This is a genomic window from Methylobacterium indicum, from assembly GCF_001043895.1.
In the GTDB taxonomy this organism is placed as follows: domain Bacteria; phylum Pseudomonadota; class Alphaproteobacteria; order Rhizobiales; family Beijerinckiaceae; genus Methylobacterium; species Methylobacterium indicum.
This window is the reverse complement of record NZ_JTHF01000203.1, coordinates 1-15,810: the sequence shown is the minus strand read 5'-3', so window position 1 is coordinate 15,810 and position 15,810 is coordinate 1. Positions and strand designations below refer to the sequence as shown.

Genomic DNA, 15,810 nt, shown 5'->3' with positions numbered 1-15,810 from the left:
AACCTAAGCGCGGCGGTATAAGTCCGGCTAGAGACAACGGCGATAGGTGGCGTATGGCTAGGCGTGTCGAAAGGATTGATTTGTGTAAATACCAAATTGTTACGGATTGGACGACCTTGCACCCAAACGGCACTGAAAGCTTTGTAAAAAATATTGAACGGTTCGATCTCAACGCCTTAGCTAGCGCCGACCTGGATCCCACTACTATTGGCTAACAAATAATAGAAATTATGGGTCACGAATTTGCCTGTTGGACGTCAATAAGGGGCGATAAAACGTCAGATTTTGGCTGCCGTAATAAATCGCTCATCTCGATTGCGGGCGATACTAAAGTATGGATGCGCGCATACGCTCACCTTTGAGCTAATTTCTGCAAGGGCCGGACATTTTGATTTGCCATTCATGGTCGGATCCGACATTATTGATCATAAACAACATCTGACCGACTTGCTTATTACGCTGGGTGGGCTGTGATTGACTTGGATCCGAGCACGCCATCCAGGGGGATGCCGGTGCATGAACCGGCCGCTGCCCTGACGAAGCAGGAACTCGGGTCGTAAGGCACGGGAATTCCCTCGAGAGGGGCAGATTTGTTACAATGCCTCCTCGCCCGATAACCACAACAGGGCATCGAAGGGATCGGAGGGCGCTTCGGCTGCCCCATCCAGGTCGAGCAACCCTGCCTCCTCAAGCGCCTCGATATCGGGCAGATCGCGAAGCGAAGCGAGACCGAACCGGGCGAGGAACGTCGGCGTGGTGACATACGTCAGCGGCGCGCCCGGCTCCGGCGAGCGAGGGCCGGCTCCGAGGAGATCGAGCCGCTTGAGCCGCGCAATCACGTCCCGGCTCACCTCCTTGCCGAGCACCCGGGAGAGCGCCATTCGGGTCACCGGCTGAAGATAGGCGATGGCGGCCAGCGCCAGCTGGTCGCCCGCCGTCAGCGCCCCTCCACTTGCCTCCTCCGAGACGGTGCCGGCAGCCCGAATGGCGGGCGCGAACTCCGCCCGCGTCCGCAACTGCCAGCCGCTGGCGACCGCGACGAGCTCGTAGGGCCGGGCCCGCAGCTCGTCGCGAATGTCGGCGATCAGCGCGTCGAGTCGGCACTCCGGACCGACCACCCGGGCGAGGGCTTCGCGCGGGACCGGCATGGGCGAGGCGAACAGCACGGCCTCAACGTGGCCCATCCAGGCGCGCCAGCGCGCCTCCGGCGGCAGGCCGGCGAGTGCGGGATCGAATGGGCTGGACCGCGCGCGGGCCATGTCAGAGCCCATACAAGCGGAACGTCGTGCGCCCGGTGTGCTCGCGTAATCCCCCGAGAACGACCAGGCGGTCGAGGAAGCGCCGGGCGGCCCGCTCCGAGCCGAGGCCGGTGAGTCGGGTCGCCGTGACGACGTCGTCGGCGAGCACGACGGCGAGGCCGTGGCTGGCGCCCCTGGTTCGAACAGCCTGCATCGCGATGGTCAGTGACTCCGCGCGCCGGGCGAGGTCGAGCGCGCGGGCATAGGTCTCGCCCGCCACTATGGCGTAGGCAGCCTGGCAGGCACTGATCCATTCCGGGCCGCTCGTGCGCTCGCGGCGCTCAAGCTGGGCGCGCAGCTCGGAGTGCGCTAGGGCGGTGGCGAGCAGCGGGACCGGATTGGCCCAGCCGAAGCGGGTGGCGAGGACGAGGTCGGCAAGCATCAGGCTGAGGAGTTCGCCATCCGGACCGGCTATCGCCGCGCGCAGACGTGCGGCAGCGGTCGCGGCGGCGGTCACCGGGTCGGCAGCCTCGTGGTCGCCGACCGCCATCAGCAGATCGTCGGGAGCGACGGCGGGCGCCACCAGGTTGGCGAGACGGGCGAGCCCGGATGCGTCAAACCGCGTGGGTTGCGTGGCGAGGCAGCGCCAGGCGCGGTGGAGGTGGCCGGCAGGACCCGGATCGTCGGCGGGTCGGGTGAGGTGGTGGGCGTCGCGAAGCTCGGCGAGACCCTCGCGCAGTCGGAGCAGGCGGCCGGTCGCGGCGGCGGCCGCGAGGGCCTGGCGCAGGCGCAGGGTGCCGAGCCAGGGCGGTGCAGCGCGTAGGGCCTGATCGAGAGCCAGGAAGGCAGCCCCGGCAGCGAGAGCCGCCCCGCCCTCCTCCCGGCCGCGCCGGACCCAGGCCGGCAAGGGCTGCAAGAGCAAGGGGTTATCTGCGGGAGCGGCGGGCGCCCTAGCCGTGCGGCGAGCTGGTCTGGCGGGGGCGGAGGCGGCCTGATCCATGCGTGACTGTAACTCCCGCACGGCGCTTTGTCAGCTCTCAAGGCTCTCAAAGCGCCGCAGCTGTTGTGCCTTTTGGTATGTCCGGTAAGATTGCATTATCGGACATGGCAAGCCATGGTTCCGGAATCATGTCCGAACCCCTCCCCTCGCACTCGCAGCACACCTCTCTGCTCGCACTTGAGGAGGAGGCCGCTGGCTTGCTTGCCCTTCCTCCCACGTCGGCCGCGGTGTCGAGCGCGGACGAGCCGAGCGAACGCGCCGAATCGCCGCTTCCGGCGCTCCAGCCGCTCGCCGAGGCGGCCCGCGCTTACGCCGCCCGCAAGGACAGCCCCAACACCCGCCGCGCCTACGCCTCGGACTGGTACCTGTTCGAGCGCTGGTGCCTGCGCCAGGGCCTCGACCCCCTCGTCCCCGACCCCCGCATCGTCGGGCTCTTCCTCGCCGCCGCCGCCGACGGCCACGGCCTGCCAAAGGTGAGCGTCGCCACCCTCGAGCGCCGGCTGGCCGCCCTCACCACCCGCTATCGCTCGGCCGGCACGCCGCTCGGGCGCGACGACCGCCACATCACCGACGTCATGGCCGGAATCCGCCGCAGCCACGCCCGTCCGCCACGCCAGAAGGAGGCGGTGCTCGGCGAGGACCTGCTCGCCATGGTGGCGACGCTCGAGGCCGACCTGCGCGGCTTGCGCGACAAGGCGATCCTGCTCCTCGGGTTCGCGGGCGGCCTGCGCCGCTCGGAGATCGTCGGCCTCGATTGCGGCCCGCGCCAGACGACCGACGGTGCGGGCTGGATCGAGATCCTGGCCGAGGGAGCGCTGCTGACGGTCCGCGGCAAGACGGGCTGGCGCACGGTCGAGGTTGGACGCGGCTCGTCGGAGCGCAGTTGCCCGGTTGCGGCGCTGGCGACGTGGCTGCGGCTGGGGCGGATCGCCCACGGCCCGGTGTTCCGGTCGATCTCCGGTCCGAAAGGGGCCGTGTCGGCGGCCCGGCTATCCGACAAGCACGTGGTGAGATTGGTCAAGCGCACGGCGATGGCCGCGGGCCTGCGCGGCGACCTGCCAGAGAGCGAGCGGGCGCTGGCCTTCGCGGGTCACTCGCTGCGGGCGGGCCTGGCGAGTTCCGCCGAGGTGGAGGAGGCTCTGGTGCAGCGTCAGCTCGGTCACGCCTCGGCCGAGATGACGCGGCGGTATCAGCGACGGCGCGAGCGCTTCCGGGTCAACCTGACCAAGGCCTCAGGGCTGTGACGCACCATCCAGAAGGGGAAGCTCCGGAATATCCGGAGCGACTCAGTGCGGGCATCGAGCCGTCAATCGGCAGCGTCGGCGACAGCTACGACAACGCCTTGGCGGAAACGATCAACGGCCTGTTCAAGGCGGAGGTCATCCACCGGAGCGGCCCATGGCGCTCCTTCGAGGCGGTCGAGTACGCCACCCTGGAGTGGGTCGACTGGTACAACCACCGTCGCCTCCTCGCGCCCATCGGCAATGTCCCTCCCGCCGAGGCCGAAGCGCGCTATCATGCCCACATCGGCGGCCAAGCCATGGCCGCCTGACCCAAGACAATCAGCCTCCGACAAACCCGGAGCGGTTCAGAGCCGTCCGCGGTGATTCTCGACAGTCGGACGCTGCGCTCCTCGCCCGAGAGCGGCGAGCGGGCGGCCTACGACGGAGCCAAGCGCAAGCGGGGTGCGAAGGTCCATCTGGCGGTGGACACGCCCGGCCACGTCGTGGCGCTGCACGTGACCCCCGCCAGTACCGACGACCGGGCCGAGGTTGGCCGACTGGCAGCCGAAGTTCAGGCGGAGACGAGCGACAGCATCGAGTTGGCCTTTGTCGATCAGGGCTATTCCAGGCCCAAGCCAGCAACTGCCGCGAGCGCCCACGGCATCGACCTGGAGGTAGTGAAGGCACCTGAGGCTAAGCGCGGTTTCGTCCTGCTGCCGCGAAGATGGGTCGTGGAGCGCTCCTTTGCCTGGGCCACCCGCTGTCGGCGGCTGGTCAAGGATTACGAGCGCTACGCCAGCACGTTAGCCGGCCTACACATGTTCGCCTTCGTCTGCATCATGCTCAGGCAGGCCGAAAAGCTTATGGCAAGTACATAACACGCTGTAGTCTCTTGTCAGTCTCGAAGTCGCAGTTCTGTTTCGATAGAGGCTGGCGGTAGAGAGATCGCCCCGGAACTACAGCGGGACCGGAGCAATCACATAGGCTGGACATGTTCATAGACAGGCCGACGCCACATTAAGGTATCGCGTCGGCCTGTCGCAACGTCAGCGCCGCATGGCTGGCGATGCCCCACACCAGCGTACCGCCGTCGTCGCAGATGCGCGCCCCGACCGGCGGGGAGCGTTCAGGCAGAGAGTTCCGCGGCGAGCGCGCTGGCCGTCCAGATCGCGTCGGCGATTATCCCCGCCGAAAGCTCCACCGGCACCGATCGGATCACGTTCGTCGGCAACATGGCGGCATCTCCCACTTTCGCCATGTCCGCCTCCGTCACCTCGCTCAAGCCGAGATCAGCGAGGGTCGTCGGCAGGCCGATGTCCCGGCAGAAGGACGCGGCTTCCCGGAACTCGGCCGGGGGCCGGTTCTCGAGCACCAGCAGGCACAGGATGCCGAACGCCACCTTCTCGCCGTGCAGGAAGTGGTGGGTCGGCTCCAGGACCGTCAGCGCGTCGTGGATGCCGTGGGCGCCTGAGACCCCGCAATTCTCGAAGCCCAGGCCCGACAGCAGCGTGTTGGCCTCGATGATATTCTCGACCGCCGTCGTCACCCGCCCGTGCTTCGCCGCCGCATGGGCCGCCCGGCCGTCACGCATCAGCGTGTCGTGGCAGGCCCGGGCGATCTGGTAGCCGCCGATCGTCGCGGCGTAGCCGTCGCCGATGTAGTTGCGCGAGCGCGACTCGATGTTGGAGCGCGCCTCGTAGAAGGTCGAGAGCGCGTCGCCCATGCCGGCGGCGAGGAAACGGACCGGCGCGCGGATGATCAGGGCGCTGTCGACCAGCACCACGTCCGGGTTGCGCCCGCAGCGCACGACGTGGTCGTAGACGCCGTCGGGCGTGTAGACGACGCCGAGCGAGCTCGTCGGCGAATCCGTCGAGGCGATGGTCGGCACAGTAACGGTGCGCGCGCCAATCCGGAAGGCGGCGATCTTCGCCGTGTCGAGGGCCTTGCCGCCGCCGATGCCGATGACGGTGCCGGCCTCGGCCGCCCGGCCCTCCGCGGCACAGCGCGCGATCTCCTCCTCCGAGGATTCGCCGCCGAAGCGGACGAACGTGGCCGCGACCCGGGCCGCCTCGAAGGCGGCGATGAGCTCGGGGCGCAAGGTGTCCCAGAAGAACGGATCGATCACCACCAGCGCCCGGTCGCCGAGGGGCGCGACGTAGCGCCCGAGATCGGCGATGACACCAGGGCCTTGCACGTAGCGGAGCGGGCCGCCGTAACCGCGTTGCGTCATAATAGGATCCTTGGAAGGAGAGGAAGCGTCAGCGCAGGGTCAGGCCGCCATCGACCGTATGGATCTCACCGGTCGTGAACGAGGCGGCGTCGCCGGCGAGGTAGACGACCGCGCCCGCGAGCTCGTCGACGGTGCCGATCCGGTCCTGCACCGCGCCCTTCGCCCAGTGCTGCGAGACGACGTCGGGGTGATCGCGCAGCACCTCTTCGGTCAGCTCGGTCATGATGTAGCCGGGCGCCAGCGCGTTCACCCGGATGTTGTGCTCGGCCCACTCGGTCGCCAGGCACTTGGTCAGCATGTGCACCGCCGCCTTTGAGACGTTGTAGGCGGCGTGACGGAACGGCCAGTTGACGATCCGGCCCGACATCGAGCCGATATTGATGATCGAGCCGGATTTCTGGCGGATCATCATCCGGCCGATCGCCTGGCTGACCAGGAACACGCCGTCGAGGTTGACGCTCAGGGTCTGGCGCCACTGGTCGAGGGGATACTCCTCGGCGTTGCCCGGCAGGACGATGCCGGCATTGTTGACGAGGATGTCCGCCCGGCCCCAGCGGGCCTCGACGGCGGCTGCCATGCGCTCGACGTCGGCGGGATTCGCGACGTCGGCCCGGATCGCGAAGCTGTCGCCGCCATTCGTGTTGAGTTCCGCCGCGAGGGCGTCGGCCTGCTCGATCGTCGAGCGCACGACGATCGCGACGTCGGCGCCGTGGGCGGCGAGCGCCTCCGAGAGTGCCCGCCCGATGCCGCGGGACCCTCCCGTCACGATCGCCTTGCGGCCGGTCAGATCGAACAGGCGTGCGTAGTCGCGCTTGGTGGCCATGGTGTTCCTCCCCATTTTTCGTTGAATTGCGAAGCTCGGATCAGACGAGGACCGGCTCGGGGGTCCGGATCGACGGCATCGGGACCGTCAGGGGCTCGCCGAGCTCCTTGAGGATGTGCTCGGCGGTGCGCTGGGCCTGGGCGACGATCGTCAGCGACGGGTTGAACCCGGCCGACGAGGGCAGGAAGGACGCATCCACGACGTAGAGGTTATCGACGTCCCAGACCCGGCAATTGGTGTCGAGGACCGAGGTTGCGGGGTCGTTGCCGAACCGCGCGGTGCCGCACTGGTGCATCGAGACCTTGATGTCCATCCGCTGCGTGACGATCAGCGGGTAGCCCAGCGAGCGCATGATCCGGGTCCAGACCTTCACCAGTTCCCCATGCGCCTTGAGGTTGTTGGGCGTGTAGGACAACCGGATGGTGCCGTCGCTGTCGACGCCGACGCGGTTCTCCGGATCGGGCAGATCCTCCGACATTAGCCACCAATCGACCGAGCGCTCGGCGAACAGGGCCATCATCCGCTCGGGCGCCCATTTGACGCTCGCCGTCAGCATGCCGGCCTGCAGCTTGCCGAGGCCCTGCACGTTGCCGAGCGGATAGGGACGTTCCTTGTTGGCGAGGTAGAAATCGTTGATCGCCATCGACTTCTGGAAGACGACCCGGTTCTTCTTGAACGGCGAGATCGCCATCATCGCCGTGTTGTTGTGGGCCATATAGTTGCGGCCGAGCTGGTCGGAGGTGTTGTTGCCGAGCCCCTGCGGGTGCTTGTCGTTGCGGGAGCGCAGCAGGAGCGCGGAGGAGTTGATCGCGCCGGCCGAGGACACGAAGATCTCGGCCGAGACGGTGCGCCGCTCGCCCTGGTAGTCGAGTTCGACCCCGGTCACCCGGCGGCCCGAGGCGTCGGTGACGAGGCGGTGGACGTAGGCCTCGGTGATCAGCGTCACGCCGCCCTTGGCGAGCGCCGGGTTGACGAGGCGCACCTCGGCGTCACCCTTCGCGCCGATCTTGCAGGCAAAGCCGTCGCAGGTCCGGCAGCGGGCGCAGGCGCCGCCCTCGTGGTAGTCGATCGCGATCGGCAGGGGGAACGGGCGCAGACCCTTCTTGCGCAGCTTGGTCTCGAACCAGGCGATCTCGGGCTCGTGACCGATCGCCGGGTAGGGCATCGGCCCCGAGCGCGGCGGCTCGATCGGGTCGAGGCCGGCCTCGCCGTGGGTGCCCATCAGCCGCTCGGCGCGGGCGTAGTAGGGCTCGAACTCGTCGTAGGATACCGGCCAGGCCGGAGCGACGCCGCCCTCGTGCTGCAGCGCCTCGAAATCCTCCTTGCGGAAGCGCACCGTCGCAGCGCCGAAGAACTTCGAGTTGCCGCCGACGTAGTAGTAGGTCGAGGGGCTGAACAGCTGGCCGTCGCGATCGCGCCACTGCTCCTTGGCGGCGTATTTGCGCTTGTGGAAGACGGCGTCGACGCTCCAGTTGTCGGGCTCGCGGCGCAGGCGCGGGCCGCGCTCGATCATCAGGATCTCGCGCCCGGGTGCCGCGAGCGCGTTGGCCAGCGCCCCGCCGCCCACGCCGGCCCCGATGATGACGATGTCGTAGCTGCTCTTCAGGTCTGTCATGATCGCTGTCCTCCCGTGGGCCGCGCGCACTGGTGGCGCGCTGGCCGCGTCCGGCGTGCTCGTGCCGACGGCGCGTGATGCGAGAAGCATCGCGCCGCAGGATATGCTCAAGTTTTCGTAAGGTTTGTGGATCAATACAAAGAATTTTTTCCTGTGTCGATACTACATCACGGCCCCGACCTGCCAGGGCACGAATTCGTTATCGCCGTAATCGAAGGTCTCGCTCTTCGTCCGCTCGCCCGAGGCGGCGGCGAGAATGGCGGCGAAGATGCGCTCGCCTGCCTGCTCCACGGTCTCCAGGCCGGTGACCACCGTGCCGCAATCGACGTCCATGTCCTCGTGCATCCGCTCGAACAGGGGCGTATTGCTGGAGAGCTTGAGCGACGGCGCCGGCTTGAAGCCCGAGACCGAGCCGCGCCCGGTCGTGAAGCAGATGATGTTGCAGCCGCCGGCCACCTGGCCGGTCACCGCCACGGGGTCGTAACCGGGCGTGTCCATGAAGACGAAGCCGGTCCGATCGATCGGCTCGGCATACTCGTAGACCGCGTTGAGCCGCGAGGCGCCGCCCTTGGCCACCGCGCCCAGGGACTTCTCGAGGATGGTGGTGAGGCCGCCGGCCTTGTTGCCGTGCGAGGGGTTGTTGTTGAGCTCGGCCTTGCCGCGTTCGGCGTAGTCGCGCCACCACGCGATCCGGTCGAGGAGCTTCTGCGCCACCGCGGGCGTCGCGGCCCGCCGGGTCAGGAGATGCTCGGCGCCGTAGATCTCCGGCGTCTCGGCGAGCACCGCCGTGCCGCCGTGACGCACCAGGAGGTCGGAGGCGTAGCCGAGGGCCGGGTTGGCCGAGATGCCCGAATACCCGTCGGAGCCGCCGCATTCGAGGGCGAGGGTAAGGTGCGAGACCGGCTCGGGCGTGCGCCGCACGGCGTCCAAAGCCGGCAGCATCTCCTCGACCGCCCGGATGCCGGCCGCGACGCTGGAGCGCGTGCCGCTGGTGCCCTGGATCGACAGCGTGCGGAACAGCGGCCCTTCCGCGAGGCGGTGCTTCTTCAGGATGAGCGAGATCTGGTTGGTCTCGCAGCCGAGCCCGATCATCAGCACGGCGCCGACATTGGGATGGGTGGCGTAGCCGGCGAGCACCCGCGTCAGGTAAAGGTAGCCCTCCTCATGCGGGTTGATGGCGCAGCCGCCGCCATGCGTGAGGGCGATGATGCCGTCGACGCCGGAGAAGCCGTCGAGCCGGCCGGTCGCGGGGGCGAAATGCGCCGCGACGGCGCGCGCGACCGTGGCCGAGCAGTTCACCGACGAGACGATCGCCAGGTAGTTGCGCGTGCCGACCCGCCCGTCCGGGCGGCGGTAGCCGAGGAAGGTGGCGCGCTCGGCCTCAGGCACGAAATCCGGCTCGCGGGCGCCGGCGCAGAACTCATGGGCGAGGTCGAGCTCGGCCATGGCGAGGTTGTGGGTGTGAACGTGGCTGCCGATCCTGATGGCCCGGCTCGCGAAGCCGATCGTCTGCCCGTATTTCAGTACGGGCTCGCCCTCGGCGATGTCGCGCAGCGCGACCTTGTGGCCCTGGCCGATCCGCTCGCCCAGCGGCGTGCCGTCGGCGAGCGGCAGGGAGGCGGGATCCATCGTCACGCGCGCCACCGCGACGTTGTCGTCGGGATGCATCCGGATCAGCGGCGACAGGCCTGCGGAGATCTCCGGCATCACGTTTCCTTCCGTCTGAAATACTGGCCGTCCTCGTACATCGCGCTCATCACCGCGAAGGACGCCTCGAGGTGGATCTTCATGGCGAGTTCGGCCTGGTCGGCGTTGCGGCGCTCCAGCGCGCGCACGATCGCCGCGTGCTGCTCGGTCACCTCGGCGAGGTGGCCGGGCACCGGGGCCGAGAGCTGGCGCATCCGGTCGAGATGCGCCTTGACGAGGTTGATGAACTTCCACATGCGCGGATAGCGGCTGATACCGGCGATCGCGGAATGGAACGCGTCGTCGACCTCGATGTATTCGTGCAGCGCATCCCGCTCCAGGATGTCGCGCATCTCGCGGATCAACTGATCGAGGCGGGCGATGTCGTCGTCGGTCACGTATTGCACGGCGCGCCGGATGCTCTCGATCTCGAGTGCGCGGCGGATCACGTAGCCTTCCTCCGCGACCTCGAACGAGATCTTCGAGACGTAGGTCCCCGAATGGGGAAACACGTCGACCAGGTCCTCGTCGGAGAGCCGCTTGAGTGCCTCGCGTACCGGCGTGCGCGACACACCGTATTGCAGGCAGAGCTCCTTTTCCGAGATCACCGAGCCCGGGACCATGCTCAACCGGATGATCGCGTAGCGCACCATCTCATATATCTGCTCGGCTTTCGGAACCGCCTTGTCGGATGGCGGGCGCCTCTCACGGCTGGCGCTAGCTACTGAAATCATTGAATTTTCCGATGTGGTCGATCCGGGATTGACAACCTGGAACCGGTCTGGCTCTTTTAACTCATATATCGGTTGACGGCGCAAGCCTGATTTCGATACGAGTTTGGACCAAGGCGGAGGGAGGCCGCCGGCTCAGGAACGAAGGCTGGCGAAGGTCAGCCCGAGCCGCTTTTTTCATCCTGCACAGCAAGACCGTGACGAAAGGGCGGGCGCTTTTCAGCCGATCGCCCCATGCCGTCACGTGCGACCAGTATCCAGGCCCGCATATTCGGCGTGGGCATCACGTCGACTACAGAGCGTCTTTCGCACGGCATGGAGTCCCACGCCGTGAGCGACCCCGCACGCCCCCAAGACATCGTCCGACACGGCCACCAAAGAGCGTTCGCCATGCCCGTCATCACCTACCTGACCCGGATCGAGTTCGACGAGGGTGCCATCGCCAAGCTGCCCGCGATCCTCGGCGAGCTCGGCGTCGCCCGTCCCCTCGTGGTGACCGATCGCGGCCTGATGGCGAGCGGGTTGGTCGAGCGGGTCCTGGCGCTTCTGCCCGAGCGCCCTGCCCTCTTCGCCGACACGCCCGCCAACCCGACCGAGGAGGCGGCCGAGGCGGCCTACGCCGAGTACCGGGCGGGCGAGTGCGACGGCATCGTTGGGCTCGGCGGCGGCTCGTCGCTCGACCTCGCCAAGGCGGTGCGCCTGCTCTCCGGGCACGAGGGGCCGCTCGCCCAGTACACCGCGGTCGAGGGAGGCGCGAAGAAGATCCACGGGCGCATCTGCCCGCTGGTCGCCGTACCCACCACCTCGGGCACCGGCTCGGAGGTCGGCCGCGCCGCGGTGATCATCACCGCCGAGGGGCGCAAGCTCGGCATCGTCAGCCCGCACATGCTGCCCTCGGTCGCGCTCTGCGATCCGGAGCTGACCCACGGCCTGCCGCCGTTCCTCACCGCCGCGACCGGCATGGACGCGATCTCGCACTGCCTCGAGACCTACATGGCGCCCTCGGTGAACCCGCCGGCCGACGCCATCGCGCTGGATGGGCTGAAGCGCGGGATCGGGGCGATCCGGCGCGCGGTGCAGGACGGCTCCGACCGGTCGGCGCGCTGGGAGATGATGATGTGCGCGCTCGAGGGCGCGATGGCGTTCCAAAAGGGCCTCGGCGCCGTCCACGCCCTGACGCATCCGCTCGGCGCGGTGCGCGAGCTCAACCTCCACCACGGCACCCTGAACGCGGTGCTGATGCCGGCCGTGCTGCGCTTCAACCGCGAGGCGATCGGCGCGAAGTGGCAGGTCCTCGCCGACATCCTCGGCGGCGAGCCGGACCGGGTCATCGCCGGGCTGACGCGTGACATCGGCCTGCCGTCCGGCTTGGGCTCGCTCGGCGTGACCGAGGCGATGATGGCGCGCGTCTCGGGCGAGGCCCTGAAGGACCATTGCCACGCGACCAACCCGCGCGTGCCCACGCGCGAGGAATACCACGAGCTTCTCCGCCAATCGGCCTGAGGCGGCACGAGCGGAGACGGCGAACCACCCGTCCCGCATCCAGACACCTGGGAGGAACGACATGAACGACGCCCACGACTCCGCGCGCGACGCCGCCGGCCCGAGCCTCTCGCGCCGGAGCCTCTTGAGCGGCGCCGCCGCCCTGACGGTCGCCGCCGCCCTGGCACGCCCGAACTTCGCCTTCGCCAAGGACGCGCGGTTCTGCGCCTCCCTCGGCTGGACGGTCTGGGAATCGGGCCGCCACATCGTCGCCGGCTACCAGGACGCGGTGAAGCGGCTGGGCGGCACGCTGACGATCGCCGACGCCAACTACGACGTGAAGAAGCAGGCCGACCAGATCGCCGCCTTCGTGGCGTCCAAGCCCGACGCGATCTTCATCACCCCGGCCGACGCCGCCGCGATCGCCCCGGCCGTCCAGGCCGCCGTCGCGTCCGGCATCCCGATCTTCTGCGGCGACAGCTACGTGCCGAACACGACGGTGACCTCCACCGCGATGTCGAACAATTTCGGCCTCGGCTCGTTCGGCGCGCAGTACATCGCCGACCGGCTCCAGGGGAAGGGCAAGGTGGCGATGGTCTCGCTGCCCTCCAACGAATCCTGGGACCAGCGCACGCTCGGCGCCAAGTCCGTGTTCATGCGCTATCCCGGCATCCAGGTCGTGTCCGAGATCGCCTTCGCGCTCGGCGGCACGACGACCCCGCGCCAGGTGGTCGACACCATCCTGACCGCCAATCCGCAGCTCGACGCGATCTGGTGCGCCTGGGACGGCGCGGCCTCGGAGGGCATGCTCGCCATCAAGGCGGCCAAGCGCAACGTGTTCATCACCGGCATCGATGGCGGCGCCCAGTCCTTCGAGTACATCCAGGCCGGCTCGCCCTTCGCCCTCACGCTGGCGCAGAGCTTCTACGAGATGGCGTACATGAACGCCTTCTTCGCGCACGAGGTCATCGCCGGGCGCAAGGCGCCCCGCTTCGTCATCACCCCCTCCTACGCGGTGACGCAGAAGAGCCTCGCGGGGATCGAGATCCCGGACAATTACGACCAGCCCGGCGAGGCGGCGAGGCTCGGCTGGACCCGCGTGCTCTGATCGCACGCGACCGTGCGCGGGGCGGGCGTCTGGCCCCGCGCACGGTCGACGAACAAAAAAATCCACGGGAGGGAGGCCAAGGGAGGATGGCTATGTCGAAGATCCTGACCATGCGCGGCATCGCCAAGCGATTCGGCCCGGTCCAGGCCCTGGGCGGCGTCGAGTTCGACCTCGAGCCGGGCGAGATCCACGCGCTCCTCGGCATCAACGGCGCCGGCAAGTCGACACTCATCAAGATCCTGTCGGGCGTCTACACCAAGGACGAGGGCACGATCACGATCGACGGGCGCGAGGTCGAGCTCGGCACGCCCCGCGCGGCCATCGCCGCCGGCATCGCCACCGTGCAGCAGCATCCCGAGCTGGTGCCCGACTGCACGGGCGTCGAAAACATCTTCCTCGGCCACGAGGGCGAGAAGCCCGGGCTGTTCCGGCGCATGAACCGGGCCGCGATGGCGGCGGCGGCCGAGCGGCTGCTCCAGCGCTTCCCGATCGAGATCGACCTCGAGGCCCGGGTCGGCGAGATGCCGGCGGTCGACCGCGAGATCGTGGCGATCCTGCACGCCCTGCGCCACGATCACATCAAGGTCCTGATCCTCGACGAGCCGACCTCGACGCTGACCGAGCGCGAGAAGGCCTCGCTATTCCAGATGATGCGCCGGCTCCAGGCGGGCGGCATCGCGATCATCTACATCACGCACCGCCTCGAGGAGGTCTACGAGATCGCCGACCGGTTCACGGTGTTCCGGGGCGGACGCAACGTCGCCACCATGACGCTCGACGAGGCGCGGCGGCGCGAAGTCTCGATCCCCGAACTGATGCTGGACGAGGCGGCCGGCGACCTCTTCCCGCCCCGCGACGGCCGCCGCGACGGCGACGTGCTTCTGGAAGCGCGCGGCCTCGGCTGCGGCGCGCATTTCTCCGGCATCGATCTCACGGTCCGCCGGGGCGAGATCCTCGGCATCTTCGGGCTCGTCGGCTCGGGCGTCGACGAACTCTCCAAGGTGCTGTTCGGCGCCCTCCGGCACGATGCTGGTGAACTGCGGGTGAAGGGCGAGGCGCGCCGGTTCCGCGGGCCGCATGACGGGCTCGCCGCCGGCATCTTCCTGGTGCCCGGCGACCGCCGCACCGAAGGGCTGACCATGACCCGGAACGTCGTGTTCAACACCACGGTCGCGGCCCTCGGCCGTGCCTCGTTCCTCGGCGGGCTCCTGCGGCTCGGGGCGAACCGGCGGCGCACCGAGGCGCTGTCGCGCGAGGTCGGCCTCCAGCCCTTCGAGCTCGACCGTCCGGTCAGCGCCTTCTCGGGCGGCAACCAGCAGAAGATCGTCATCGCCAAGGGACTCTTCCGCGAGGCCGACATCTACATCTTCGCCGAACCGACGGTGGGCGTCGATATCGGCGCGCGGGCGCGCCTCTACGCCCTGATGCGCGACCTGTCGCGCCGAGCCGCGGTGGTGGTCGTCTCGTCGGATTGCGACGAGGTCCACGGCCTCGCCGACCGGGTGCTCGCCCTCTACAGGGGCCGCCCGATCGCGCCCGGGGGAACCGCGCCGAGCCGCGACCAACTCCTCGCCGCCGGCATCATGGGAGCCGGCATCCCCGGATCCGGAACCTTGGGAGCGCGCGCAGCATGACCCGACGCCTCAACCCGCTCGTCCCGCGCAGCCTCGCCTTCCTGGCCCTGCTGGGGGTGATCGCCGCGGCTTTCACGCTCGCCAACCCGGTCTACCTCTCGGCCGACAACCTCCACGGGCTCCTGCGCCACATGGCGGTGCAGGGGCTGGCGGCGCTCGGCCTCACCTTCGTGATCGTGGTGCGCCAGTTCGACCTGTCCTTCCCCGGCGTCGCCTCCCTCGGGGCGATGACGCTCGGCTGGCTGATCGCCGGGCGCTACGGCCTCGGCCTCGGCGTTGCCGGAGCGCTGACGGTCGGCTTGCTTTGCGGCTTCGTCAACGGCCTCGCCGTCGCCTATCTCAGGCTGCCCGACATCGTGGCGACGATCGCGACCGGCGGCGCGGCGGTCGGCCTGTCCTACTTCTACTCCAACGGCACCTCGATCTCGCGCCACTTCTTCACCTCGGGGATCCTCGATCTCAACGACGCGTCGTTCCTCGGGATCGATGCGCCGGTCGCTATCCTGCTCGGAACCGCGCTCCTCGCCGGGCTCGTGCTGCACGGCTCGCGCTTCGGCAACGCCTTCTACGCCACCGGCGAGAACCGCACCTCGGCGGTCTTCTCAGGCATCCGGGTGCGGCTCTACGTCCTTGCCGCCTTCGCGCTGTCGGGTCTGCTGTCGTGCCTCGCCATCGTGCTCCTCGTCGCCTCGTCGGGCGCGGCCAACGTGACGGCGGGTGCGCAGCTCCTGATGCCGGCCTACGCGGCGGTCTATCTTGGTGCCGCCCTGTTCGGCACGGCCTCGGTGCCGGCGACGCTCGCCGGGACGCTCTTGATGTCGGCGATGCTCAACGGCTTCACCCTGCTCGCCGTGCCCTACTACTACTCCGACGCGATCGTCTCGGTCGTGCTCATCGGCGCCATCGCGCTGTTCGACCCCAAGCTCGCCGAGGCGCTCCGCCGCCTGCGGCCGGCCGGCTCCCCCTCCCTGCGCGAGGCCCGCCCGTGACCGCCCTCCTCTCCCCGATCGCCCGCCCGGCCGCACCCCAGACCTTCGACC

Annotated in this window: 13 protein-coding genes and 2 pseudogenes; 8 read left to right on the top strand and 7 right to left on the bottom strand. The window is 68.7% G+C overall.

Going from position 1 to position 15,810, the window contains the following annotated elements; translation table 11 throughout:
* Positions 1-215 (top strand): hypothetical protein (locus QR78_RS35740; RefSeq protein WP_208993246.1); only part of this gene is annotated, 215 nt, incomplete at its 5' end.
* Between the two features lie 378 nt (positions 216-593).
* Here the strand turns inward: QR78_RS35740 and scpB are convergent.
* Positions 594-1,271 carry an SMC-Scp complex subunit ScpB gene (gene scpB, locus QR78_RS22675; protein WP_048429848.1) on the bottom strand — a complete coding sequence of 226 codons (678 nt, stop codon included), beginning with the start codon at positions 1,269-1,271 and terminating at the stop codon, positions 594-596.
* On the bottom strand, positions 1,261-2,160 hold the full coding sequence (locus QR78_RS22670; protein ID WP_048429847.1) for a DUF1403 family protein: 900 nt from the start codon (positions 2,158-2,160) through the stop codon (positions 1,261-1,263). Before QR78_RS22670 ends, scpB begins: the two co-directional genes overlap by 11 nt.
* Positions 2,161-2,366: 206 nt before the next feature.
* Between QR78_RS22670 and QR78_RS22665 the strand changes: the two genes are divergently transcribed.
* From QR78_RS22665 to QR78_RS22655, 3 genes and pseudogenes are all read left to right on the top strand, one after another.
* Positions 2,367-3,482, top strand: a complete 1,116-nt coding sequence (locus QR78_RS22665; RefSeq protein WP_082172114.1) for a tyrosine-type recombinase/integrase — start codon at positions 2,367-2,369, stop codon at positions 3,480-3,482.
* A gap of 26 nt (positions 3,483-3,508) precedes the next feature.
* Positions 3,509-3,790: pseudogene (locus tag QR78_RS22660) on the top strand (integrase core domain-containing protein); the annotation flags it as partial.
* A 39-nt stretch (positions 3,791-3,829) separates the two neighbouring features.
* Positions 3,830-4,339, top strand: a pseudogene (locus tag QR78_RS22655) (IS5/IS1182 family transposase); the annotation flags it as partial.
* A 248-nt stretch (positions 4,340-4,587) separates the two neighbouring features.
* Here QR78_RS22655 and QR78_RS22650 read toward each other — a convergent pair.
* The 5 genes from QR78_RS22650 to QR78_RS22630 form a co-directional block, all read right to left on the bottom strand.
* Positions 4,588-5,691, bottom strand: coding sequence for a glycerol dehydrogenase (locus tag QR78_RS22650; RefSeq protein ID WP_048429845.1), 1,104 nt, complete (start codon positions 5,689-5,691; stop codon positions 4,588-4,590).
* Positions 5,692-5,719: 28 nt separating this feature from the next.
* The gene (locus tag QR78_RS22645; protein WP_048429844.1) at positions 5,720-6,514 is read right to left on the bottom strand and encodes an SDR family NAD(P)-dependent oxidoreductase; all 795 of its coding nucleotides are present in this window, start codon (positions 6,512-6,514) and stop codon (positions 5,720-5,722) included.
* Positions 6,515-6,554: 40 nt separating this feature from the next.
* Positions 6,555-8,129 carry a GMC family oxidoreductase gene (locus QR78_RS22640; protein ID WP_048429843.1) on the bottom strand — a complete coding sequence of 525 codons (1,575 nt, stop codon included), beginning with the start codon at positions 8,127-8,129 and terminating at the stop codon, positions 6,555-6,557.
* Between the two features lie 162 nt (positions 8,130-8,291).
* A complete protein-coding gene (locus QR78_RS22635; protein WP_048429842.1) occupies positions 8,292-9,836 on the bottom strand; it encodes a UxaA family hydrolase in 1,545 nt (514 codons plus the stop codon).
* Entirely contained in the window at positions 9,836-10,549 is a 714-nt protein-coding gene (locus QR78_RS22630; protein ID WP_048429841.1) for a GntR family transcriptional regulator, read from the bottom strand. Before QR78_RS22630 ends, QR78_RS22635 begins: the two co-directional genes overlap by 1 nt.
* A gap of 387 nt (positions 10,550-10,936) precedes the next feature.
* On the opposite strand from QR78_RS22630, the gene QR78_RS22625 reads away from it, so the two are divergent.
* From QR78_RS22625 to QR78_RS22610, 4 genes are all read left to right on the top strand, one after another.
* Complete coding sequence (locus QR78_RS22625; protein ID WP_048429840.1) at positions 10,937-12,049, top strand: iron-containing alcohol dehydrogenase; 1,113 nt, start codon at positions 10,937-10,939, stop codon at positions 12,047-12,049.
* A 61-nt stretch (positions 12,050-12,110) separates the two neighbouring features.
* Positions 12,111-13,136, top strand: coding sequence for a sugar ABC transporter substrate-binding protein (locus QR78_RS22620; RefSeq protein ID WP_048429839.1), 1,026 nt, complete (start codon positions 12,111-12,113; stop codon positions 13,134-13,136).
* Between the two features lie 92 nt (positions 13,137-13,228).
* Positions 13,229-14,770 (top strand): sugar ABC transporter ATP-binding protein, encoded by a 1,542-nt coding sequence (locus tag QR78_RS22615; protein ID WP_082172113.1) that lies wholly within the window; start codon positions 13,229-13,231, stop codon positions 14,768-14,770.
* Entirely contained in the window at positions 14,767-15,759 is a 993-nt protein-coding gene (locus QR78_RS22610) for an ABC transporter permease (protein WP_048429837.1), read from the top strand. Before QR78_RS22615 ends, QR78_RS22610 begins: the two co-directional genes overlap by 4 nt.
* Positions 15,760-15,810 lie beyond the last annotated feature (51 nt).

Coding starts and splice junctions, on each gene's coding strand:
- QR78_RS22615 (WP_082172113.1), top strand. CDS start 13,229: ATGTCGAAGATCCTGACCATGCGCGGCATCGCCAAGCGATTCGGCCCG.
- QR78_RS22645 (WP_048429844.1), bottom strand. CDS start 6,514: ATGGCCACCAAGCGCGACTACGCACGCCTGTTCGATCTGACCGGCCGC.
- scpB (WP_048429848.1), bottom strand. CDS start 1,271: ATGGGCTCTGACATGGCCCGCGCGCGGTCCAGCCCATTCGATCCCGCA.
- QR78_RS22620 (WP_048429839.1), top strand. CDS start 12,111: ATGAACGACGCCCACGACTCCGCGCGCGACGCCGCCGGCCCGAGCCTC.
- QR78_RS22665 (WP_082172114.1), top strand. CDS start 2,367: ATGTCCGAACCCCTCCCCTCGCACTCGCAGCACACCTCTCTGCTCGCA.
- QR78_RS22650 (WP_048429845.1), bottom strand. CDS start 5,691: ATGACGCAACGCGGTTACGGCGGCCCGCTCCGCTACGTGCAAGGCCCT.
- QR78_RS22630 (WP_048429841.1), bottom strand. CDS start 10,549: ATGATTTCAGTAGCTAGCGCCAGCCGTGAGAGGCGCCCGCCATCCGAC.
- QR78_RS22640 (WP_048429843.1), bottom strand. CDS start 8,129: ATGACAGACCTGAAGAGCAGCTACGACATCGTCATCATCGGGGCCGGC.
- QR78_RS22635 (WP_048429842.1), bottom strand. CDS start 9,836: ATGCCGGAGATCTCCGCAGGCCTGTCGCCGCTGATCCGGATGCATCCC.
- QR78_RS22625 (WP_048429840.1), top strand. CDS start 10,937: ATGCCCGTCATCACCTACCTGACCCGGATCGAGTTCGACGAGGGTGCC.
- QR78_RS22610 (WP_048429837.1), top strand. CDS start 14,767: ATGACCCGACGCCTCAACCCGCTCGTCCCGCGCAGCCTCGCCTTCCTG.